Here is a 19,590-nt window from a genome sequence, read left to right as displayed (position 1 = left end):
TGCTGTTGGCCGCCTGCCTGCTGCCCGCCTGTATCGACAGCGCCTTCGCCCAAGGCACCCAGGGCCTTGAAGCCTTCACCAGCCAGGCCATGGGCAACGGCAGCCAGCAATGGTCGCTGAGCCTGCAGACGCTGATGCTGCTGTCGTCCATGGCGTTCCTGCCGGCGCTGCTGCTGATGATGACCGGCTTCACCCGCATCATCATCGTCCTGGGCCTTTTGCGCACCGCCATCGGCACCACCTCGGCGCCGCCCAACCAGGTGCTGCTGGGCCTGGCGCTGTTCTTGACCTTCTTCGTCATGTCGCCGGTGCTGAACAAGGCCTACGACACGGCCTGGCAGCCGTTCTCCAGCAACCAGATCGGCCTGGAGGAGATGCTCGACAAGGGCAGCCAGCCATTCCGCGGCTTCATGCTCAAGCAGACCCGCGAGACCGACCTGGCCATGTACGCGCGCATCGCCGACCTGCAGGACCTGGACAGCCCGCAGCAGGTGCCCATGCGCGTGCTGATGCCGGCGTTCGTCACCAGCGAGCTGAAAACCGCCTTCCAGATCGGCTTCAGCATCTTCGTGCCGTTCCTGATCATCGACCTGATCGTCGCCAGCGTGCTGATGGCGCTGGGCATGATGATGGTGCCACCGGCCACCATTTCCCTGCCGTTCAAGCTGATGCTGTTCGTGCTGGTGGACGGCTGGCAGCTGCTGCTGGGCTCCCTGGCGCAGAGTTTCTACACCTGACACCCACCTTCGGAGCCCCACCACGATGACACCGGAAATGGTCATGGACCTGGCCTACAGGGGCATGCGCGTCAGCCTGTTCGTGGCCGCCCCGCTGCTGCTCACCACCCTGGCCGTGGGCCTGGTGGTCAGCCTGTTCCAGGCCGCCACGCAGATCAACGAATCGACCCTGTCGTTCATCCCCAAGATCGTCGGTATCTGCGCCGTACTGGTGCTGGCCGGGCCGTTGATGATGGACATGATCCTCGACTTCACCCGCGACCTGCTGGTGGGCCTGCCCCACCTGGTGGGCTGACGGCCGATGCTGGAGCTCGATCCGGGCCAGTTGCAACACTGGCTGGCGCTGTTCTTCTGGCCGCTGTGCCGCATCGCTGCGTTCATGCTGGCCGACCCGCTGCTGGGCCACACCATCATTCCCAACACCGTGAAAGCCGGCCTGGCGGTGCTGCTCAGCGTGCTGATCGCGCCGGTGCTGCCGGCCATGCCCGACGTGCCGATCATGTCCTGGGAAAGCCTGGGCATCGCCGTCGAACAGCTGCTGATCGGCGCCAGCCTGGGCATGGTGATGCGCGTGACCCTGGCGGCGGTGGAGATGGCCGGGGAGATCTGCGGCATGCAGATGGGCCTGGCGTTCGCCAGTTTCTATTCGGCGGAAAGCAACACCAACACCATGGTGCTGTCGCGGCTGCTGAGCATGACCACCCTGCTGATGTTCCTCGCCCTGGACGGCCACCTGCTGGTGCTGCGCCTGCTGGCCAGCACCTTCCAGAGCCTGCCGGTGGGCAACCTGCATTTCGACCCGTCGTCGTGGGAGATGGTGGCGCGCTACGGCGGGCACATTTTCCTCACCGGCCTGCTGCTGGCGTTGCCCATGGTGGCGGCGCTGCTGATCATCAACCTGGCCATGGGCATTCTCAACCGTGCGGCGCCGCAGCTCACGGTGTTTGCCGTGGGTTTCCCGGTCACCCTGAGCACCGGCCTGGTGCTGATCATGGCGCTGACCAGCCACCTGGGGCACTTCATCCAGCTACTGCTGGATGAGTCCCTGCACTTCCTGCAGACCCTGGTCGGCAACATGATCGTGCCGGCCTGAGCCCCGTCAGATGTAGTCGAACAGGGTCATGCCCTGCACGCTGGAGAAGGTCTGCTGCGCCGCCTGCAACGCCACTTGCAGCGCGGTGTAGTTGGACACCGAGGTGGTGTAGTCGGCGTCGGTGAGGTTCGACAGGCTGGTGGCGTAGTTCAGCGAGGCATCGTCACCGACGGTGTCCAGCACATCGATCTCGTTCATGCGCGTGCCCACCGAGGTGCGCACGGTCAGGACGTTGTCCAGGGCGTTGTCCAGTTCGCGGCTGCTGGTGGACAGGGTGTTACTCAGCGCAGCCTGGTCGGCGTCATCCTCCACCGGCGTGTTCAACGCGGTGATGATGTTCTGCAGGGTGGTGAAGATGTTCGGGTCGGCGTCGCTGGCGGTGCTGACGCTGATGCTGTCGCCGTCGGCCGGCTCGCCGTCCAGGGTCAGCGACAGGCCGTTGATTTCCAGGGTGTCGCCCGCCTCATAGGCCACCGCGTCGCCACCGTCGACGCTGTAGGTGGCCACGCCCTCGTCGTCCACGGCGAAGGTCAGGGTGAAACCGGTGCCGTAGTTGGCGTCACTGGTGTCGGTGATGTCCGGGCCGTCGAAGGTCACCGAGCCGCTGTTGTCGGCGCTAGCCTGGGCCACGAAGCCGGCGGCGCTGCCGACGCTGAGGAACACGGTCTGGCCGGTGTCGCCGCTGGCCAGGGTCTCGGTGGCGCTGACCTGCTGCATCACCGCGTTGTCGTCGCCCTGGTAGGTCAGGTTGCCATCTTCGTCGGTGACGAAGGTCTGGCTCTGGCTCTGGTAGCCGGAAAAGATGTAGTTGCCGCTGCTGTCGGTGGTGTTGGCCAGCGACACCAGGGTGTCGTACACCCCCTGCAGCGAGGTGGCGATGGACGCCCGGTCCTCGTCGCTGAGGGTGCCGTCGCCGGCCTGGATCAGCAGGGTCTTGGCGCTGGTGATGGCGTCGCTGACGCTGTCCAGGGCGCTTTCCTCGGTGGACAGCGAGGTGGTGACCGAGGTGCGCGAGGCGGCGTATTGGTCGTTGAGCGACGAACTCTGCTGCACGATCACCGCCTGGGCGGCGGCCGAGGAGTCGTCCGACGGATTCACCACGCGCTTGCCGCTGGAGACTTCGTTGCTGGCGTCCAGGTAGGCGGCTTCCTGGGTGAGCATGTTGCTCAGGCCCTGGCTGAAGATGGTCTGGGTGGAAATGCGCATTCGCTAAGCCTCCTGGTCAGGCGTCCATGCCGAGAATGGTGTCGAGGACGGTGGAGCCCACTTCGACGATCTTCGCGCAGGCCTGGTAGTAGGCCTGGTAGCGCACCAGGTCGGCGGCTTCTTCGTCCAGGTTCACCCCCGACGAGGACTGCTGCAGCGTGGTCAACTGGTCGGTGACGCTGGTCTGGTTGTCCAGCCGCGTGCTGATGGAACTGGTGGTGCTGCCCACTTCGCTGACCAGCGAGGCATAGGCCTCGGCCAGGGTCGACTTGCCGCCCACCAGGTCCTGGTTCTGCAGGTCGAGCATCTGCAGGGCGATGGTGTTGTCGCTGTCGCCGCCGCCCGAGCCTGCGGCAATCAGCGACGGGTCGTCGATCTCGGTGTCCAGGGTGCTGGCGGCGCTGGCCAGCGGCTTGACCAGGAAGCTGTCGCCATCATCGGCGGTGCCGCTGATGGTCACGGTCAGGCCGCCGAAGCTGAGGGTGCCGGCGTCGGCATCGTAGGTGGCCGCCACGGCCGAGCCGGTGCTGGCGTCGGTGACGGTGTAGCCGTCGTCGTCCGAGTAGCTGACGGTGTAATTGCTGGTAGTCAGGCTGTCCAGGTCATCGGAGAACGTGGCGCTCAGGCTGGCGCTGCCGGTGTTGCCGGTGTTGCTGTACACCACCGGGTCGCCCACCGAGAAGAACGCCGTGCCGGTGTCACCGTTGAGGTCGGTGCCGCTGGTCTGCAGGCTGTTGAAGGCGCTGGCCAGGGCCACGGCCATCTGGCCCAGCTGGTTCTGCGCGGTGTCCAGGGTATCGCTGCGGAAGGTCAACAGGCCGCCCAGGGAGCCGCCGCTGATGGTCGACTCGTCCAGTTCGGTCTGGTTGCCGGAGGCGTCGACGTAGCTGACGGTGGTCTGCGACGGGTCGCTGGACGAGGTAGTCGCGGCCAGCTCGAAGCTGTTGGAACCGGACACCAGGGACAGGCCGTTGCTCAGGGAAATGCTGTAGCTGCCGTTGTCCTGCACGGTCAGGTCGACGTCCACCAGCTCGCTGAGCGAGGTCACCAGGGTATCGCGCTGGTCCATCAGGGTGTTGGCCGCGTCCGAGTTGCTGCCCAGGGCGCTGATCTGCTGGTTGAGCGTGGCGATCTGGTCGGTGAGGTCGTTGACCTGGCCGACCTGGTCGGTGATCTGCGACGAGACGCTGCTTTGCATGTCGTCCAGGTAGCTGCCCAGGGAGTTGAACTGGGCCACCAGGGTCTCGGCCGAGCCGATCACTTCTTCACGGGCCGCCGAGTCGCTGGCGTCGCTGCTCATGGTCTGCACCGATGAGAAGAAGTCCTGCATCAGGGTGTCGAGGTCCGAGGTGCTGTCGGCCAGCAGGTCGTCCACCTGGGAGACTTGCGTCGAGTAGGTGCTGAGCGCGCTCTCGGTGCTGGTGGACGCGTTGAGCTGGGCCGCGATAAACTGGTCGAACGTACGATCGACACTGGTCACCTCCACGCCCCCCGTGGAGCTCGCGGCAAGCGAGGTAGTCTCCAGGTTGTAGCCATCGGTATAGACGTTGGTGATGTTGTTGCTGCTGGTGCTGAGGGCCACTTGTGCCGCGTTCAGGCCGCTGACACCGATCGAAATGATGCTCATAAATAATTCCTGCACGACGTGCCACGTGTTATCGGCCGATTGCCCGAAAACTTGAAAAATCAGCCGGTTTTTTTGCGCGTTTTCCACCCCGACGCGGCCTGCGGCCGCTGCTACAGCCCCCTTACCCCGCGCATACGACACGAACCCAAGCTGTGCCGGGACGCTGCTACAGACCGCGTTGCCCCGTAGCAGCTGCCGAAGGCTGCGTCCGCATACGACACGAACCCAGGCTGTGCCGGGACGCCGCCTTCGGCAGCTGCTACAGGGTTGGCGGTGAGGGTGTGCGTGCTAGCTGCAGCGGGCCGATGGTGGCCATGACGGCGATGAGCTTGCTGGCGTAGTCGGGGTCGGTGGCGTAGCCGCCCTGCTGCAGCGCATGGGCTGCCTGCAAGGGGTCGCGGGCGCTGCGCACGCCGGCGTAGCTGGCGGTGTTGCCGATCAGCTGGGTGTAGTCCGCCAGCGCCGCGGCGTCGCTTTCGTAGGCGCGGAAGCTCTGCACCTGCTTGCGCATCTGGCCGTCCTCGAATTCGCTGGTCATGACCTCGGTGGTCGCCCCACGCCAGCGCCCGCCGGCCTTGATGCCGAACAGGTTGTGGCTGTCCTCGCCGCTGGCGGTGGGGATCTTGCGCCGGCCCCAGTCGGTTTCCAGCGCGGCCTGGGCGACGATCAGCTCGGCAGGAATGCCGCTGCTGCGCGACGCCTGCTGCGCTGGGCCGGCCAGGCGCTGGACGAAGTCCTGCACATGGGCCGCACGGCTGCCGGTATCGCCCACCACGCGGCGTTGCCAGGCAGCAAAGGCCTGCTGCACATTGCCGACCCTGCCCGACGGCGCCGTCACCCGCTGGCCACTGCTGACCCCCAGTTGCCGGTCCAGCACCTCGGCCAGGCCCAGGCCCTTGCCGGCCAGGTGCTGCGCCCACTGCTCATCGAGCATCTCGGTGTACATGGCGGTCTGCGAGTCGTTGTCCAGGTCGGACTTGGGAATGGCGGCGCGCATGCTCTTGAGCATCATCTGCAGGAACATGGCCTCGAACTGCTTGCTGGCCTCGTGGGCCCCGGCGTTGCGGTCCTGCGCCGCGGTGCGCCGCAGGTTGGCCAGGCCCTGCATGTCCAGGGCAAAGCCATCGGTGCTGCTGGCCAGGCTCATCAGATGATCTCCAGCTCGGCACGCAGTGAACCTGCGGCCTTCAGCGCCTGCAGTATCACCATCAGGTCCTGGGGCGTGGCGCCCAGGGCGTTGAGGCCTTTGACCACGTCCATCAGGTTGGCGCTGCCTTCCACCAGGTGCAACAGGCCGCCCTGCTCCTGGATCGAGATGCTGCTGTTGGCGCTGCCGGCGGTCTGCCCCTGGCTGAGCGCACCAGGCTGGCTGACCTGGTTGTTGGTGTCGATGACCACCGACAGGTTGCCGTGGGCCACCGCCGCACGCCCCAGCTTCACCGCGCCGTTGAGCACCACCGAGCCGGTGCGCGAGTCGATGATGACCTTGGGCCTGGCGTCGGCCGGCAACACCTGCACGCTCTCTACCCGGGCCATGAAGTTGACCCGCTCATTGGGCGACAACGGCCCCTGCAGCTGGATCACCCCACCGTTGACGGCCGAGGCCACGGTGCGGCGGAATTCGCTGTTGATCGCGTACACCGCGCGCTCGGTGGTGGCGAAATCGGCCTCGTTCAAATACAGGCTCAACACGCCGTCGTTGCCGCCCAGGCGCAGCGGCACCTCGCGCTCCACCACCGCGCCACGGGGAATGCGCCCGCCGGCCAGCTGGTTGACGGTGACGCTGCTGCCATTGGCCGCAGCGCCGGCGCCACCCACCAGCAGGTTGCCCTGGGCCATGGCGTAGACATCGCCGTCGGCGCCCTTGAGCGGCGTCATCAGCAGGGTGCCGCCGCGCAGGCTGCGGGCGTTGCCGATGGACGACACCACCACGTCGATCTGCTGCCCCGGCCGCGCGAACGGCGGCAAGGTGGCGGTCAGCATCACCGCCGCGATGTTGCGCATCTGCATGTTGGCGTTGGCCGGCAGAGTCAGGCCCAACTGCGACAGCATGTTGGTCAGGCTCTGCTCGGTGAACGGGCTCTGGGTGGTCTGGTCACCGCTGCCGTCCAGGCCCACCACCAGGCCGTAGCCCACCAGGCTGTTGGGGCGCACGCCGGCGAATTCGGCGATGTCGCGGATCTGCTCGGCCTGGGCGATGGTACCCAGGCCCAGCAACAGCAGGCCCACCAGGCAGCGGGCGAAGGTGGAGCGAATCAGGTCAGCCATGGCACCGGCCCTCAGAGCGGGGAAATGTTGAGGAAGAAGCGGTGCAGCCAACCCATGCGCTGCGCTTCGTTGATATAGCCGTCGCCGACGTACTCGATGCGCGCGTCCGATACCTGGGTGGACGCCACGGTGTTGTCGCCGGTAATGGTGCGCGGGTTGACCACCCCGGAGAAGCGGATGTACTCGGTGCCCTGGTTGATGGCGATCTGTTTCTCGCCACGCACCCGCAGGTTGCCGTTGGGCATCACTTCCATCACCGCCACGGCGATGGTGCCGGTGAACGAGTTGGTGGCCTGGGAGCCGCCACTGCCGGTGAAGTCATTGTCTACCGAGGCATCCAGGCCGTAGCTGCCCTCCTGGGACGCGCGGCTGGAAGTGGCCTTCATGCTCAGCCCCACCGTGCCGGTGCGCCCGGCGTTGGACGCCGAGTTCTTGCTGGCACTGACCTGCTCGTTGAGGGTGATGGTCAGGGTGTCGCCGACCATGCGCGGCCGGCGGTCCTCGAACAGCGGCTGCGCGCCACGGCGCACCTGGAAGATCGCGCCATCGGCCAGGCGCGGCGGCAACGGCGGCACCACCATGCTTTCGTCGGCCACCACTGGCTTGTGCGGCAGCACATCGCAACCGGCCAGCAGCGCCAGCAGCAGGCCCACGCAAGGCTTCAGGTTCATGCCGTACCTCATAGCTGCGTCAGGCGCTGCAGCATCTCGTTGGACGCATCCACCGCCTTGCTGTTGATCTCGTAGGCGCGCTGCACCTGGATCATGCTGACCATCTCTTCCACGACGTTGACGTTGGAGGTCTCGACGTAACCTTCCGACAGCGTGCCGGCGCCGTTGAGGCCAGGCGTAGTCTCGGTGGGCGCGCCCGAGGCGTCGGTCTCCAGGTACAGGTTCTGGCCGATGCTTTCCAGGCCGGCCGGGTTGATGAACAGCGCCACGTTCAGCTGCCCCACCTGGGTGGAGGTGGCGGAGCCGGACTGCACCACCGAGACGATGCCGTCGTTGCTCACCGACACCGAGGTGGCGGTGCTGGGAATGGTGATGCCGCCCGTCAGGGTGTAGCCGTTGGACGTCACCATCTGGCCGTTGGCGTCGAGCTGGAAGCTGCCGTCGCGGGTGTAGGCGGTGCTGCCGTCGGGCATGTCGACTTCAAAGAAACCGTTGCCGTTGATGGCCAGGTCCTTGCTGTTGTCGGTCTCGGTGAGGTTACCCTGGGTGTGCAGGCGCTCGGTGGCCACCTGGCGCACGCCGGTGCCCACCTGCAGGCCCGAGGGCAGCTTGGTCTGGCTGGTGCTCTGGGCGCCAGGCTGGCGCATGTTCTGGTACAGCAGGTCCTCGAACACCGCCCGCGACTTCTTGAAGCCGTTGGTGCTGACGTTGGCCAGGTTGTTGGCGATCACGTCCATTTGCGCCTGCTGGGCTTCCAGGCCGGTCTTGGCCGTCCACAGTGATCGGATCATCGATCATTCCTCGTTCAATTAGCCCTGCAGGGACAGCAGGCTGTTGGCGCTCTTGGCGTTTTCGTCGGCGCTGCTGATGACCTTCATCTGCATCTCGTAGCGGCGGGAGTTGTCGATCATTGCCACCATGGCGCTGGTGGGGCTGATGTTGCTGCCCTCTAGGTTGCCGGGGCTCAGGCGCATGGTTTCGTCGGCGGGCAGCGGCTGCACCGAGCCGTCCGGGCCCGGCGGGGCACGGAACAGGCCATCGGTGCCGGCCTCGACCGTACCCGGCAGGGCCGATACCATCTTCAGCCGGCCCACCGTGGCCAGGCCCTTGGCGTCGCCGCCCTGCTCACGCACGGTGAGGGTGCCGTCGCTGCCGATGCTGACTTCACTGCCCGGCGGCACGCTGAGCGGGCCGCCATCGCCGATCACCGGGCGGCCGCCCAGGGACAGGTTGCCGGCACCGTCCACCTGCAGGTCGCCGCGGCGGGTGTAGGCCTCGCTGCCGTCGCTGGTCTGCACGGCCAGCAGGCCGTTGGCGTCCAGGGCCACGTCGAGGTTGCGGTCGGTGCGGGTCACCGGGCCCTGGTTCCAGTCCACGCCGACGCCGGTGGCGGCCACCGACACCCGCGTCGGCAGGCCTTCGCCGGGCACCGGCACGGCCTGCATCTGCGCCAATTGGGCGCGGAAGCCGGGGGTGGACAGGTTGGCCAGGTTGTTGGCCACCACGGCTTGCTGGTCGAGGGCCTGGTTGGCGCCGCTCATGGCGGTGAAAAGCATGCGATCCATGATTACGACCCGAGGCTGACCGCTTGCTGGAGGACTTCGCTCTGGGTCTTCACCGATTGCGAGTTGGCCTGGAAGTTGCGCTGGGCAATGATCAGGTTCACCAGTTCGGTGGTCAGGTCGACGTTGGAGTCTTCGGTCACGCCGCTCTCGATCGAGCCCAGCTGGCCGGTGCCGGCGGTGCCCAGCAGGGCCACGCCCGACTCGCTGGTGGCGGTCCAGCTGTTGTCGCCAACGGCCTTCAGGCCCTGCTCGTTGTTGAAGGTGGCGAGCACGATCTGGTCGATGATCTGCGTCTGGTCGTTGGAGTAGCTGGCCACCACGTTGCCGCTGGAATCGATGGTGAAGCCGGTCAGGCTGCCCGAGGTGTAGCCGTCCTGGGAGCTGCTGGACAGCTCGAAGTCATTGCCGAACTGGGTGGTGCCGGTCAGGTCGAGGTCGATGCTCATCTCGGCCGCGCCGTTGCCCGGGTCATAGGTGTAGGTCGACGTGGCGCCGCTGGTCAGCAGGCCGCTGGTGTCGAACGCCACTTCCTGGCTCAGGGCATTGCCGTCGTCATCGGTCAGGGTGTTGCCGTCGATGGCGCTGTAGACGTTCCAGGTGTTGGTGTCGTCGCTCTTGGCGAAGTACAGCGTCATGGTGTGGCTGTTGCCCAGCGAGTCGTACACCGTGGCGCTGGTGGAGTACGAATAGGTGGTGGCGTCGGTCGAGTCGAAGGTGCTGGTGATGGCGTCCGAGCTGGAGTCCAGGTTCAGCGTGGCATCCAGTTCGCTGGTGGCGCTGGCCTGCAGGCCGCTGGACGGGATCTGGATCACGCCGTTGACGCCCACCAGCTTGGCGCCCGAGGCATTCTCCAGGTAGCCGTCCGAGCTCAGGGTCAGCTGGCCGTTGCGCGAGTAGGTGGTGGTGCTGCCGTCGTTGAAGACGAAGAAACCGTCGCCGCTGATGGCCAGGTCCAGGTCGTTGTCGGTGGTGGTCAGGCTACCCGACTCGAAATTCTGCACCACGCCGGACACGGATGTGCCCAGGCCCACTTCGGCGTCGGCGTAGACGTCGGCGAACTCGGTGGTGGAGCTCTTGAAGCCCACGGTTTCGGAGTTGGAGATGTTGTTGCTGATCACGTTGAGGTCGGTGGACGCCGCGCTCAAACCGCTCAGTGCTTGGGAAAAGCCCATGTTTCGCTCCTTGAAGCCAATAAGGACCGGGCAGCCGCAAACGCCGCGAAGGTCACGTTTCTGTGGAAGGTCGAGCTGCGCTGCTACAGCAGCAGGCGGATGTCGCTGAGGCTGGCGCTGTCGGTGTTGGCGCCCAGTTCCAGCACCACGTCGCTGTCGTCGTCGGTGCTCACGCCCGAGACCAGCGCGTAGTTGAGCTCGGTGGCGGTCACGGCGGTGCCGCCGTCGGTGGCGGTGATGCTCACGGTGTAGGAGCCGTCCGCCGCGGTGCTGCCGTCGTCTTCCAGGCCATCCCAGGTCAGCGAATGGGTGCCTTCGTTCAAGGCGCCGACGTTGATGGTGCGGACCACGTTGCCGCTGCTGTCGGTGATGGTGGCGGTGACCGTGTCGGCGTCGCCGTCCAGGTTGACCCCGTAGGTGGTGGCGCTGCCGCCGTCCACGGTGATCGAGTCGCCGTCCACCAGCACCCCCTTGCCCACCAGCGCCGAGGCTTGCAGGGCCTGGCTGGTGTCGATCTGGCCGGAGATGCTGTCGAGCGTGTCACCCAGGTCGGTGATGCCGCTGATCATGTTGATCTGCGCCAGCTGCGAGACCATTTCGGTGTTGTCCATGGGCTCGGAGGGGTCCTGGTTCTGCAGCTCGGTCACCAGCAGGGTGAGGAACTGGTCCTGCAGGTCATCCGCCGTGGTCGTGGTGGTGCTGGTGGTGCTGCTGCTCGAACTGGTGTTCATCGACGACAGCACGGAACTGCTGATGGTGTTGGTCATGGATCAGGACTCTCCCAGGGTCAAGGTCTTAAGCATCAGTTGCTTGCTCGTGCTCATGACCTCGACGTTGGCCTGGTAGGAGCGCGAGGCGGAAATCATGTTGACCATCTCGCCCACCGGCTCCACGTTGGGCATGCTGACGTAGCCGTCGGCGTCGGCCATGGGGTCGCCGGGGCAGTATTCCTTGCGGAACGCCGACTGGTCCTCGACCACCTGGCTCACGCGCACGCCGCCCAGGCCCTCGGCCTGGGCCTCGAACACGGCCTGGCGAGCACGGTACGGCTGGCCGTCGGGCCCGCTGACACTGTCGGCGTTGGCCAGGTTGCTGGCGGTCACGTTCATGCGCTGGGACTGGGCACTCAGCGCGGAACCGGCGATATCGAAGATGCTGAAAATCGACATGGTGGTTACCTGCTCTATTCGGACTGCATGGCGGTCTTGAGCGCTTGCAGCCGGCTGTTCAGAAACGTCAGGCTGGCCTCGTAGTGCACCGAGTTGTCACTGAACTGGGCGCGTTCGCGGTCCATGTCCACGGTGTTGCCGTCCAGGCTGGGCTGGTCGGGTACGCGATAGAGCAGTTCGTGCAACGAGGTGCCGCTGAAGGTCGCCGCCAGGTGCCGGTCCGAGGTGGTCGCCAGGCTCATGCCGCTGGCCTTGGGCATGCCCTGCCCCAGGGCGCTGGCCAGTTCGCTGGAAAAGTCGAAATCGCGGGCGCGGTAGCCCGGCGTGTCGGCGTTGGCGATGTTGTTGGCCAGCACTTGCTGACGCTCGGCGCGCAGGCTCAAGGCGGCCTGCTGGAAGCTGAGCTCGTTGTCGAGCTTGTCGATCATGCTGGCGGCCTCCGACTCGGTTTGGGGGGGTGAGGCGCGCAGAGTAGTCGCAAGGTTGCCAAGCCAAAGGCCGAAACAGACACGCATTTATCGAGCACTTCCGACCTTGCATCGCGGCGCCGCGCTCTAGAATCACCTGCACGACCCCTCGACGAATTCGCCCATGACGACTCGCCCTACCCGCGCCGCGCGCGCCCGGCTCGCCACTGCCAGCGCTTGCCTGAGTGCGCTGCTGTGGCTGCCGCAAAGCCCCCTGGCCATGGCCGACCCGGCCCTGGAGCAGGCCCGCATCCGCGAGCTGCTGACCGCGGCCCTGCCGGCCCACGCCAACCACCCGCAGATCGAGCTGAGCAACCTGGCAGCGGCCTGCGACGACCCGCGCCCGTTCCTCACCCACCCCGAGCAGCGCAGCTATGGCCGGGTGCTGGTGGGCGTGCGCTGCGGGCGCGCGTTGCACTACGTGCAGGCAAAGGTGTCAGTGATGGGGACCTACGTGGTCAGCCAGCAGAACCTGGCGGCCAACCAGGTGATCGAAGCCGACATGCTGGCCCTCAGGACCGGCGCCCTGGAGAAGCTGCCGGCCAACACCGCGCTGAGCGTCAAGGAGGTGGTGGGGCTGCGCGCGGGCCACGCGTTCAAGGCCTCGGCGCCGCTGATCACCACGGCGCTGCGCAAGACCTGGCTGGTGGAGCAGAACCATCCGGTGGCCATGCAGTTTCGCGGCGCCGGCTTCACCTTGAGCCGCCAGGGCAAGGCCCTGGACAACGGCTACCTGGGCGACGAGGTGCGCGTGGTGGCCGAGCGCGGCAAGGTGCTGCGCGGCAAAGTGACCGGGCCTGATCAACTGCTGGTACGCGATTGAACGTGCCACATATTTGAAACACAGGCGTTCAAGTTCAATCACCCAATGCCGATAGTGGGCAAAAGGGACACTATGAAAATTCGACCGTGAAAATAATCAGCACTGCGCTCAGCAACACACTGCCCAATACCGACCTCTCGGCCAACAATCGGCTGCAGAAAAGTGAGGCCAGTGACACGGATCCGGCGGTCAGCAACACGCTGGAATTAAACGAAAGCCTCTACGGCTCGGACGCGTCCACTGCCGATATCGACATGAATCGGGTGAACGAGATTCGCCAGTCGATCAGCGATGGCTCGCTGCAGATCGACTCGTCGCGGATCTTCGATGGCATGGCCGAAAGTGTGATGGAAATGAATGGGCAAGCACCCGAGTGAAAAACGGCCGCCGGCCGGACAAGACATCGCCAGGGGCCTGGCGCGCCACCTGCAACGCCAGCAGGTGGCCGCGCAGCGCCTGCTGACGCTGCTGGAACAGGAACGCCTGGCGCTGGCCGGGCCGAAGATCGATGGCGAGCGGCTGACCGAGCTGAGCATCGCCAAGCAGACGATCCTCGAGGACCTGGAGCAGCTGGAAACCACCCGCCGCCGCGCCCAGCGCTCGCTGGGCCATGCGCCCGACCACCACGGCGCCATGCAGCTGGCCCGGGACCAGGGCTGCCTGCCCGCCTGGACGCGCCTGCAGGACCTGGCCGCCCGCGCGCAGCACCTCAACCAGTTCAACGGCGACATGCTGCGGGTGCGCCAGCAGCAGAACCAGCGCATCCTCAACTACCTCAACGAGGCCACCGGCCGCACCCTGTACGGCCCCGACGGCCGCCACGCCGGGCACTCAGGCCGGGCATGAACTGCCGGCCGCCAGCACGCGGTCGAACAGCGCGCGCATGGTGGTGGCCCGCAGCGGTTTCTGCACGATGCCCAGCAGTGGCTGGGCCGGGCGCCGCACCAGGCTGGCCAGCAGCGCCGGCGCCGGCACCTGGCCGTCGGACAGCAGAATCAGGTGCCTGACCTTGCGGTCGGCATACACCAGTTCCGCCAGCTCCAAGTCGCTCATGTCGAAGGTCCCCACGCTGCAGATCGCCACGTCGAAATGCTCGCGGCTGCTGCGCAGCACCCGCGCCAGTTCGTCCTGGCTCATGACCGGGGTCAGGTAGTGGCAGCCCAGGTCGTAGAGCAGGGTCTGGGTGTCGAACAGTTGGAAGGCGTGCGGTTCTATCAGCAGAATCCGCAGCCTGGAATTCTCTAGCAGCTCTCGATCAGTCACGGCAAACCCCGTATGCATGGATGGCTTGCGCACGGAGGTTAATGGCGGGTTGGCGCCAGCCATCGAAAGAACACGGGGCCAAAACCCCATCAGTTCGCGCCTCTACCCGCGCACCAGCATGGCGGCGGCAGCGGCGGCCATGAGGGTGAGCATCGACAGCCACAGCGAAGCCGAGGCCAGGAAGTTCGAGCAGGAGGTGATGCAGCTGGAGGATGTGGTGGCCTGCTACAGCATCGGCGGCGATGCCGATTTCCTGCTGCAGGTGGTGGTGCGGCGCCTGCCGGGCATCGAGGAGATCAAGCCGTTCGTGGCGTTCCCGGTGAAGCGCCCCGCAACCGCGTAGCAGCTGCCGCCAGGCTGCGTCCCAGGCGCCGCCGGCGTTGGGGGCCGCGGGACGCCGCCTGGCGGCAGCTGCTACAGGTCATTGTCAGATGGCTACCGGCGCCTTGATGCCCGGGTGCGGGTCGTAGCCGACGATTTCGAAGTCTTCGAACTTGTAGTCGTAGATCGACGCCGGCTTGCGCTTGATGTTCAGCGTCGGCAGCTTGCGCGGCTCGCGGGCCAACTGGGTCTGGATCTGCTCCATGTGGTTGGCGTAGGCGTGGGTGTCGCCGGTGGTGACGATGATCTCATGGGGGATCAGGTCGCACTGCTGCGCCAGCATGTGGGTCAGCAAGGCCAGGGCCGCGGTGTTGTACGGCAGGCCCAGGAACACGTCGGAGCTGCGGATGTACAGCTGCATCGACAGGTGCCCTTCGTTGACGAAGGCCTGGTACAGCAGGTGGCACGGCGGCAGCGCCTGGCGGCCTTCGGCGGCGTTCTGCTGCGGGCTCTTGGCCTCGTCGGGCAGGTATTCAACGTTCCAGCCGTGGAACAGGATGCGACGGCTGTTGGGGTTGTTCTTCAGGGTGTCGACCATGTAGTCGATCTGGTTGATGGTCTTGCCATCCTTGGTCGGCCAGGCGGTCCACTGCTCGCCGTACACCGGGCCCAGGTCACCGCTCTCGGTGGCCCACTCGTCCCAGATGGTGACGCCGTTTTCGTTCAGCCACTTCACGTTGGTGTTGCCGCTGAGCATCCAGATCAGCTCGTTGGCGATGCTCTTGAAGTGCAGCTTCTTGGTGGTCAGCAGCGGGAAGCCATCGGCCAGGTTGTGACGGAACTGGCGCGCGAAGACGGCCTTGGTGCCGGTGCCGGTCCGATCACCCTTGGTCACGCCGTTGGTGATCACATCGGTCAGGAGATCCAGGTACGCTTTCATTGAGGCCTCAAGTCGGTCGCCAGCAGCAGCGACCGTTTGCAGAAAAAGAAAAAGGCGGGGCTTTCGCCCCGCCCGTCCATCATACCGCGGCGTTTTTCGGCGCGGTGGGCCGGTTGTAGGCCCACCAGATCAACCCTAGCCCACCGAGGATCATCGGGATGCAGAGGATCTGGCCCATGGTGACCCAGCCGAACGCCAGGTAGCCCAGTTGCGCGTCGGGCACGCGGACGAACTCGACGATGAAACGGAAGATGCCGTAGAACAGCGCGAACATGCCCGACACCGCCATGGTGGGGCGCGGCTTGCGCGAGAACAGCCACAGGATAATGAACAGCGCCACGCCTTCAAGGGCAAACTGGTACAGCTGCGACGGATGGCGTGGCAGCTGGGCCGGGTCGCTCAGCGGCGGGAAGATCATCGCCCACGGCACGTCGGTGGGCTTGCCCCACAGTTCGCCGTTGATGAAGTTGCCGATGCGCCCGGCGCCCAGGCCGATCGGCACCAGCGGGGCAATGAAGTCCATCAGCTCGAAGAACGACTTGCCGTTCTTGCGCCCGAACCACCAGGTGGCCAGCATCACGCCGATCAGGCCGCCGTGGAACGCCATGCCGCCCTTCCACACTTCGAAAATCAGCGTGGGGTTGTCGATGTACACCTTCAGGTCGTAGAACAGCACGTAGCCCAGGCGCCCGCCGACGATCACGCCCATGGCGCACCAGAACACCAGGTCGGAGAGTTTCTCCTTGGTCCAGGTGGGGTCGAAGCGGTTCAGGCGGCTGGAGGCCAGCAGCCAGGCGCTGCCGATGCCGATCAGGTACATCAGGCCGTACCAGTGGATTTGAAGCGGTCCGATGGCGACCGCCACCGGATTGATCTGCGGGTAAGGCAGCATTGCGACTCCTTGACGTGGACAGGCGGCGGGATCACCCCTGCGTTCCCGGATGGCCACGAGGGGCGGGAAAACCCGAGACTATGCCCGGCCCGACGGCCCGTTGCCATGAAACTTGTGTCAGTGAAAACTGGAGCGCATGGTAACGGATAGGACCCGTTGCCTCTACTGTGCAGGGACGGAGTGCGGGTACAGTGAAACAAAACACAAGGCTGACCTCATGTGTCTGATCGTATTCGCCTGGCGCCCCGGGCACCCCGTGCCGCTGGTGCTGGCCGCCAACCGCGACGAATTCTACGCCCGCCCCAGCCTGCCGCTGGGCCACTGGCAGGACGCCGAGGGCGTGCACGCCGGCCGCGACCTGGAAGCCGGCGGCACCTGGCTGGGGCTGGGGCCGAACGGGCGCTTTGCCGCCCTGACCAACATTCGCGACCCCGGCCAGCCCCTGGGCCGGCGTTCGCGCGGCGACCTGGTTGCACGTTTTCTGACCAGCCAGGTGTCGGTTGATCAATACCTGGACGACATCGGCAGCCGTGCCGGCGAGTATTCGGGGTTCAACCTGCTGCTGGGGGCGGCCGGGCGGCTGTGCTATTTCAACCAGCGCGAACGCCTGCCCCGGGACCTGGCCAGCGGCGTGTACGGGCTGTCCAACGCCGGCCTGGACACGCCATGGCCGAAACTGCTGAAGGCGAAGGCAGCGTTGGCGGCGCAAGTGGATGATCCCCGGCCTGAAGGCCTGCTGGCCCTGCTGCGGGACCCGGAGCGCGCCGCCGATGGCACCCTGCCCGACACCGGCGTGGGCCTGGCGACCGAGTCGCTGCTGTCGAGCGTGTTCATTGCCAGCGAGAACTACGGCACCCGGGCGAGCACGGCGCTGATCGTGCGCGCCGAGGGTTCGCGGCGCATCGTGGAGCGCAGCTTCGGGCCGTATGGCGGGGCGTTGGGGGAGGTGGACCTGAGCCTGTAGTGCACACTGCGTAGCCGCTGCCGAAGGCTGCGCTGGCCCTCGGCCACGCTGAAGATCTTCAGGGTATCCAAGGGCCAGCGCAGCCTGTCGGCAGCGGCTACGGGGGTTGGGCGGCGTCAGGGCCTACAGGGTCTTCGGCGCAGCCGGGTTAATCATCCGCGCCAGGCCCAGGTTCTTCAGCGCCAGCTGCAACGAGCTGTGGATAACCTGCGGGTTGTCGATCTTCATCAGTTGCGCCAGCAGTTCCTTGGCCTTGCCCAGGCTGATCTGGCGCAGCATCCACTTCACCTTCGGCAGGTTGGTGGCGTTCATCGACAGGCTGTCGAAGCCCATGGCCATCAGCAGCACCGCAGCCGCCGGGTCGCCGGCCATCTCGCCGCAGATGCTCACCGGCTTGCCTTCGGCATGGGCCTCGGTGACCACGTGTTGCAGGGCCTGCAGCACCGCCGGGTGCAGGTAGTCGTAGAGGTCGGCCACCCGCGGGTTGTTGCGGTCCACAGCCAGCAGGTACTGGGTCAGGTCGTTGGAGCCCACCGACAGGAAGTCCACCTGGCGCGCCAATTCACGGGTCAGGTACACCGCCGCCGGAATCTCGATCATCACGCCCACGGGCGGCATCGGCACGTCGGTGCCTTCGTCGCGCACCTCGCCCCAGGCCCGGTGGATCAGGTGCAGGGCTTCCTCGGTCTCGTGGGTGCCGGAGATCATCGGCAGCAGGATGCGCAGGTTGTTCAAGCCCTCGCTGGCCTTGAGCATGGCGCGGGTCTGCACCAGGAAGATTTCCGGGTGGTCGAGGGTAACGCGAATGCCGCGCCAGCCCAGGAACGGGTTGTCTTCCTTGATGGGGAAGTAGGACAGCGCCTTGTCACCGCCGATGTCCAGGCTGCGCATGGTCACCGGCAGCGGGTGGAAGGCCGCCAGCTGCTCACGGTAGATGGCCAGCTGTTCCTTCTCGCTGGGGAAGCGCTGGTTGATCATGAACGGCACTTCGGTGCGGTACAGGCCCACGCCCTCGGCGCCGCGCTGCTGGGCGCGGGCCACGTCGGCGAGCAGGCCGGTGTTCACCCACAGCGGCATGCGGTGGCCGTCCAGGGTCACGCACGGCAGCTCGCGCAGGGCGTCGAGGCCCTGGGCCAGCTGGCGTTCTTCCTCGACCACTTCGGCGAACTGCTTGGCCAGCACCTCGCTGGGGTTGGTGTAGACCTCTCCCTTGTAGCCGTCGACGATCATCTGGATGCCGTCGACCTTGGAGTACGGCAGGTCGACCAGGCCCATCACCGTCGGGATGCCCATGGCACGGGCCAGGATGGCGACGTGGGAGTTGCCCGAGCCAAGCACCGAAATCAGGCCCACCAGCTTGCCTTCCGGCACCTCGCCGAGCATGGCCGGCGAGAGTTCTTCGCTGATCAGGATGGTATTGTCGGGGTAAACCAGGGTTTGTTGCCGGGCTTCCTGCAGGTAGGCCAGCAGGCGGCGGCCCAGGTCCTTGACGTCCGAGGCGCGCTCGCGCAGGTAGGCGTCGTCCATCAGTTCGAAACGGTTGACGTGCTCGGTGACCACCTGGCGCAGGGCGCCCTGGGCCCACTGGCCGGTCTTGATGACGTTGGTCACCTCGCTGCCCAGCGAGGCGTCGTCGAGCATCATCAGGTAGACGTCGAACAGTGCGCGCTCTTCGGGGCGCAATTGCGTGGCCAACTTCGCCGAAAGGGTGCGCATGTCGTTGCGAACGCCTTCGAGCGCGGTCTGGAACAGTTCCAGTTCGGCCTTGATGTCGGTGACGGTCTTGTCGGGCACCACGTCGAGGTCGGCCGGCGGCAGCATGACCACCGCGGTACCCACGGCGGCACCGGGCGAACCCGGCACGCCAACGAACTTGGCCTCCTGGATGCCCTTGCCCTGGCGCCCCAGGCCCCGGATCGAGCCGGTGGCCTCAGCGTGGGCGATTACGCCGGCCAATTGCGCGCTCATGGTGACCAGGAAGGCTTCTTCGCCCTCGTCGAACTGACGCCGCTCCTTTTGCTGGATAACCAGTACCCCCACCACGCGGCGGTGGTGAATGATCGGTGCACCCAGGAACGAGGCGAAGCGTTCCTCGCCGGTCTCGGCGAAGTAGCGATAACGGGGGTGGTCGGCAGCGTTTTCCAGGTTCAGCGGTTCTTCGCGCGTGCCCACCAGGCCCACCAGGCCTTCGTTGGGGGCCATGCTGACCTTGCCGATGGAGCGCTTGTTCAAGCCTTCGGTGGCCATCAGCACGAAACGGTTGGTTTCCGGGTCCAGCAGGTAGACCGAACAGACCTGGCTGCCCATGGCCTCTTTGACGCGCAGCACAATGATCCCCAACGCCGTCTTGAGATCCTTGGCGGAGTTGACTTCCTGGACGATCTTGCGCAGCGTATTGAGCATGGCTCGGGG

22 protein-coding genes and 1 pseudogene are annotated in these 19,590 nt (G+C 66.1%); 8 read left to right on the top strand and 15 right to left on the bottom strand.

The genetic code is table 11. The features are described from left to right. The first annotated feature begins 89 nt into the window (after positions 1–89). From fliP to fliR, 3 genes are read left to right on the top strand one after another with little or no spacing between them, the layout of a single operon-like run. Entirely contained in the window at positions 90–737 is a 648-nt protein-coding gene (gene fliP / locus AC0Z2B_RS10145) for a flagellar type III secretion system pore protein FliP (RefSeq protein WP_416427494.1), read from the top strand. A gap of 25 nt (positions 738–762) precedes the next feature. Further along, the gene (gene fliQ, locus AC0Z2B_RS10140) at positions 763–1,032 is read left to right on the top strand and encodes a flagellar biosynthesis protein FliQ (protein ID WP_416421445.1); all 270 of its coding nucleotides are present in this window, start codon (positions 763–765) and stop codon (positions 1,030–1,032) included. Positions 1,033–1,038: 6 nt separating this feature from the next. Continuing rightward, positions 1,039–1,830, top strand: coding sequence for a flagellar biosynthetic protein FliR (fliR, locus tag AC0Z2B_RS10135; RefSeq protein WP_416421446.1), 792 nt, complete (start codon positions 1,039–1,041; stop codon positions 1,828–1,830). A 6-nt stretch (positions 1,831–1,836) separates the two neighbouring features. Here the strand turns inward: fliR and flgL are convergent, their stop codons facing one another. The 11 genes from flgL to flgB form a co-directional block, all read right to left on the bottom strand. After that, complete coding sequence (gene flgL, locus AC0Z2B_RS10130; protein ID WP_416421447.1) at positions 1,837–3,036, bottom strand: flagellar hook-associated protein FlgL; 1,200 nt, start codon at positions 3,034–3,036, stop codon at positions 1,837–1,839. A gap of 16 nt (positions 3,037–3,052) precedes the next feature. Next, a complete protein-coding gene (flgK, locus tag AC0Z2B_RS10125; protein WP_476296441.1) occupies positions 3,053–4,663 on the bottom strand; it encodes a flagellar hook-associated protein FlgK in 1,611 nt (536 codons plus the stop codon). A gap of 259 nt (positions 4,664–4,922) precedes the next feature. Next, positions 4,923–5,810, bottom strand: coding sequence for a flagellar assembly peptidoglycan hydrolase FlgJ (gene flgJ, locus AC0Z2B_RS10120; protein ID WP_476296439.1), 888 nt, complete (start codon positions 5,808–5,810; stop codon positions 4,923–4,925). Further along, entirely contained in the window at positions 5,810–6,931 is a 1,122-nt protein-coding gene (locus tag AC0Z2B_RS10115) for a flagellar basal body P-ring protein FlgI (protein ID WP_476296437.1), read from the bottom strand. The genes flgJ and AC0Z2B_RS10115 overlap by 1 nt, the downstream gene beginning before the upstream one ends. An 11-nt stretch (positions 6,932–6,942) precedes the next feature. After that, complete coding sequence (locus AC0Z2B_RS10110) at positions 6,943–7,602, bottom strand: flagellar basal body L-ring protein FlgH (protein ID WP_476296435.1); 660 nt, start codon at positions 7,600–7,602, stop codon at positions 6,943–6,945. 8 nt (positions 7,603–7,610) lie between these two features. Further along, positions 7,611–8,393, bottom strand: a complete 783-nt coding sequence (gene flgG / locus AC0Z2B_RS10105) for a flagellar basal-body rod protein FlgG (RefSeq protein ID WP_416421452.1) — start codon at positions 8,391–8,393, stop codon at positions 7,611–7,613. An 18-nt stretch (positions 8,394–8,411) separates the two neighbouring features. After that, the gene (locus AC0Z2B_RS10100; protein WP_416421453.1) at positions 8,412–9,167 is read right to left on the bottom strand and encodes a flagellar basal body rod protein FlgF; all 756 of its coding nucleotides are present in this window, start codon (positions 9,165–9,167) and stop codon (positions 8,412–8,414) included. A gap of 2 nt (positions 9,168–9,169) precedes the next feature. Then, the gene (gene flgE, locus AC0Z2B_RS10095) at positions 9,170–10,339 is read right to left on the bottom strand and encodes a flagellar hook protein FlgE (RefSeq protein ID WP_416421454.1); all 1,170 of its coding nucleotides are present in this window, start codon (positions 10,337–10,339) and stop codon (positions 9,170–9,172) included. Between the two features lie 83 nt (positions 10,340–10,422). Next, complete coding sequence (locus AC0Z2B_RS10090) at positions 10,423–11,106, bottom strand: flagellar hook assembly protein FlgD (protein WP_416421455.1); 684 nt, start codon at positions 11,104–11,106, stop codon at positions 10,423–10,425. 3 nt (positions 11,107–11,109) lie between these two features. After that, complete coding sequence (gene flgC, locus AC0Z2B_RS10085) at positions 11,110–11,508, bottom strand: flagellar basal body rod protein FlgC (RefSeq protein WP_476296433.1); 399 nt, start codon at positions 11,506–11,508, stop codon at positions 11,110–11,112. 14 nt (positions 11,509–11,522) lie between these two features. After that, a complete protein-coding gene (gene flgB / locus AC0Z2B_RS10080; protein ID WP_416421457.1) occupies positions 11,523–11,936 on the bottom strand; it encodes a flagellar basal body rod protein FlgB in 414 nt (137 codons plus the stop codon). Positions 11,937–12,099: 163 nt separating this feature from the next. Between flgB and flgA the strand changes: the two genes are divergently transcribed. The 3 genes from flgA (at position 12,100) to AC0Z2B_RS10065 (ending at position 13,644) form a co-directional block, all read left to right on the top strand. Next, entirely contained in the window at positions 12,100–12,798 is a 699-nt protein-coding gene (gene flgA, locus AC0Z2B_RS10075; RefSeq protein WP_476296431.1) for a flagellar basal body P-ring formation chaperone FlgA, read from the top strand. Positions 12,799–12,884: 86 nt separating this feature from the next. Further along, positions 12,885–13,175, top strand: coding sequence for a flagellar biosynthesis anti-sigma factor FlgM (gene flgM, locus AC0Z2B_RS10070; protein WP_416421459.1), 291 nt, complete (start codon positions 12,885–12,887; stop codon positions 13,173–13,175). Continuing rightward, positions 13,156–13,644 (top strand): flagella synthesis protein FlgN, encoded by a 489-nt coding sequence (locus AC0Z2B_RS10065; protein ID WP_416421460.1) that lies wholly within the window; start codon positions 13,156–13,158, stop codon positions 13,642–13,644. Before flgM ends, AC0Z2B_RS10065 begins: the two co-directional genes overlap by 20 nt. Here AC0Z2B_RS10065 and AC0Z2B_RS10060 read toward each other — a convergent pair. Then, positions 13,630–14,061 carry an ANTAR domain-containing protein gene (locus tag AC0Z2B_RS10060; protein WP_416421461.1) on the bottom strand — a complete coding sequence of 144 codons (432 nt, stop codon included), beginning with the start codon at positions 14,059–14,061 and terminating at the stop codon, positions 13,630–13,632. The two genes, AC0Z2B_RS10065 and AC0Z2B_RS10060, sit on opposite strands and share 15 nt — an antisense overlap. Positions 14,062–14,200: 139 nt before the next feature. Here AC0Z2B_RS10060 and AC0Z2B_RS10055 point away from each other — a divergent pair. Beyond that, positions 14,201–14,404, top strand: a pseudogene (locus tag AC0Z2B_RS10055) (Lrp/AsnC ligand binding domain-containing protein); the annotation flags it as partial. 84 nt (positions 14,405–14,488) lie between these two features. Here AC0Z2B_RS10055 and AC0Z2B_RS10050 read toward each other — a convergent pair. Continuing rightward, entirely contained in the window at positions 14,489–15,322 is an 834-nt protein-coding gene (locus AC0Z2B_RS10050) for a thymidylate synthase (RefSeq protein WP_416421464.1), read from the bottom strand. A 79-nt stretch (positions 15,323–15,401) separates the two neighbouring features. Further along, the gene (gene lgt, locus AC0Z2B_RS10045; RefSeq protein ID WP_416421465.1) at positions 15,402–16,214 is read right to left on the bottom strand and encodes a prolipoprotein diacylglyceryl transferase; all 813 of its coding nucleotides are present in this window, start codon (positions 16,212–16,214) and stop codon (positions 15,402–15,404) included. A gap of 217 nt (positions 16,215–16,431) precedes the next feature. Between lgt and AC0Z2B_RS10040 the strand changes: the two genes are divergently transcribed. Further along, positions 16,432–17,178, top strand: coding sequence for an NRDE family protein (locus tag AC0Z2B_RS10040; protein ID WP_476296428.1), 747 nt, complete (start codon positions 16,432–16,434; stop codon positions 17,176–17,178). Between the two features lie 123 nt (positions 17,179–17,301). On the opposite strand, the gene ptsP is transcribed toward AC0Z2B_RS10040, so the two are convergent. Further along, the gene (gene ptsP, locus AC0Z2B_RS10035; protein WP_416421467.1) at positions 17,302–19,581 is read right to left on the bottom strand and encodes a phosphoenolpyruvate--protein phosphotransferase; all 2,280 of its coding nucleotides are present in this window, start codon (positions 19,579–19,581) and stop codon (positions 17,302–17,304) included. Positions 19,582–19,590: the final 9 nt, after the last annotated feature.

The organism is Pseudomonas sp. GYB4201 (assembly GCF_056312595.1).
This window is presented reverse-complemented; position numbering and strand designations above follow the sequence as displayed.

Excerpts from the sequence above, each read along its gene's own strand:
- flgC (WP_476296433.1), bottom strand. The coding sequence starts at position 11,508 with ATGTCGATTTTCAGCATCTTCGATATCGCCGGTTCCGCGCTGAGTGCC.
- flgL (WP_416421447.1), bottom strand. The coding sequence starts at position 3,036 with ATGCGCATTTCCACCCAGACCATCTTCAGCCAGGGCCTGAGCAACATG.
- fliP (WP_416427494.1), top strand. The coding sequence starts at position 90 with ATGGGCAACGGCAGCCAGCAATGGTCGCTGAGCCTGCAGACGCTGATG.
- ptsP (WP_416421467.1), bottom strand. The coding sequence starts at position 19,581 with ATGCTCAATACGCTGCGCAAGATCGTCCAGGAAGTCAACTCCGCCAAG.
- AC0Z2B_RS10110 (WP_476296435.1), bottom strand. The coding sequence starts at position 7,602 with ATGAACCTGAAGCCTTGCGTGGGCCTGCTGCTGGCGCTGCTGGCCGGT.
- AC0Z2B_RS10065 (WP_416421460.1), top strand. The coding sequence starts at position 13,156 with ATGGGCAAGCACCCGAGTGAAAAACGGCCGCCGGCCGGACAAGACATC.
- flgG (WP_416421452.1), bottom strand. The coding sequence starts at position 8,393 with ATGATCCGATCACTGTGGACGGCCAAGACCGGCCTGGAAGCCCAGCAG.
- AC0Z2B_RS10040 (WP_476296428.1), top strand. The coding sequence starts at position 16,432 with ATGTGTCTGATCGTATTCGCCTGGCGCCCCGGGCACCCCGTGCCGCTG.
- flgB (WP_416421457.1), bottom strand. The coding sequence starts at position 11,936 with ATGATCGACAAGCTCGACAACGAGCTCAGCTTCCAGCAGGCCGCCTTG.
- flgK (WP_476296441.1), bottom strand. The coding sequence starts at position 4,663 with ATGAGCATCATTTCGATCGGTGTCAGCGGCCTGAACGCGGCACAAGTG.
- fliQ (WP_416421445.1), top strand. The coding sequence starts at position 763 with ATGACACCGGAAATGGTCATGGACCTGGCCTACAGGGGCATGCGCGTC.
- AC0Z2B_RS10100 (WP_416421453.1), bottom strand. The coding sequence starts at position 9,167 with ATGGATCGCATGCTTTTCACCGCCATGAGCGGCGCCAACCAGGCCCTC.
- flgE (WP_416421454.1), bottom strand. The coding sequence starts at position 10,339 with ATGGGCTTTTCCCAAGCACTGAGCGGTTTGAGCGCGGCGTCCACCGAC.
- lgt (WP_416421465.1), bottom strand. The coding sequence starts at position 16,214 with ATGCTGCCTTACCCGCAGATCAATCCGGTGGCGGTCGCCATCGGACCG.
- flgA (WP_476296431.1), top strand. The coding sequence starts at position 12,100 with ATGACGACTCGCCCTACCCGCGCCGCGCGCGCCCGGCTCGCCACTGCC.
- AC0Z2B_RS10050 (WP_416421464.1), bottom strand. The coding sequence starts at position 15,322 with ATGAAAGCGTACCTGGATCTCCTGACCGATGTGATCACCAACGGCGTG.
- fliR (WP_416421446.1), top strand. The coding sequence starts at position 1,039 with ATGCTGGAGCTCGATCCGGGCCAGTTGCAACACTGGCTGGCGCTGTTC.
- AC0Z2B_RS10115 (WP_476296437.1), bottom strand. The coding sequence starts at position 6,931 with ATGGCTGACCTGATTCGCTCCACCTTCGCCCGCTGCCTGGTGGGCCTG.
- AC0Z2B_RS10090 (WP_416421455.1), bottom strand. The coding sequence starts at position 11,106 with ATGACCAACACCATCAGCAGTTCCGTGCTGTCGTCGATGAACACCAGT.
- flgJ (WP_476296439.1), bottom strand. The coding sequence starts at position 5,810 with ATGAGCCTGGCCAGCAGCACCGATGGCTTTGCCCTGGACATGCAGGGC.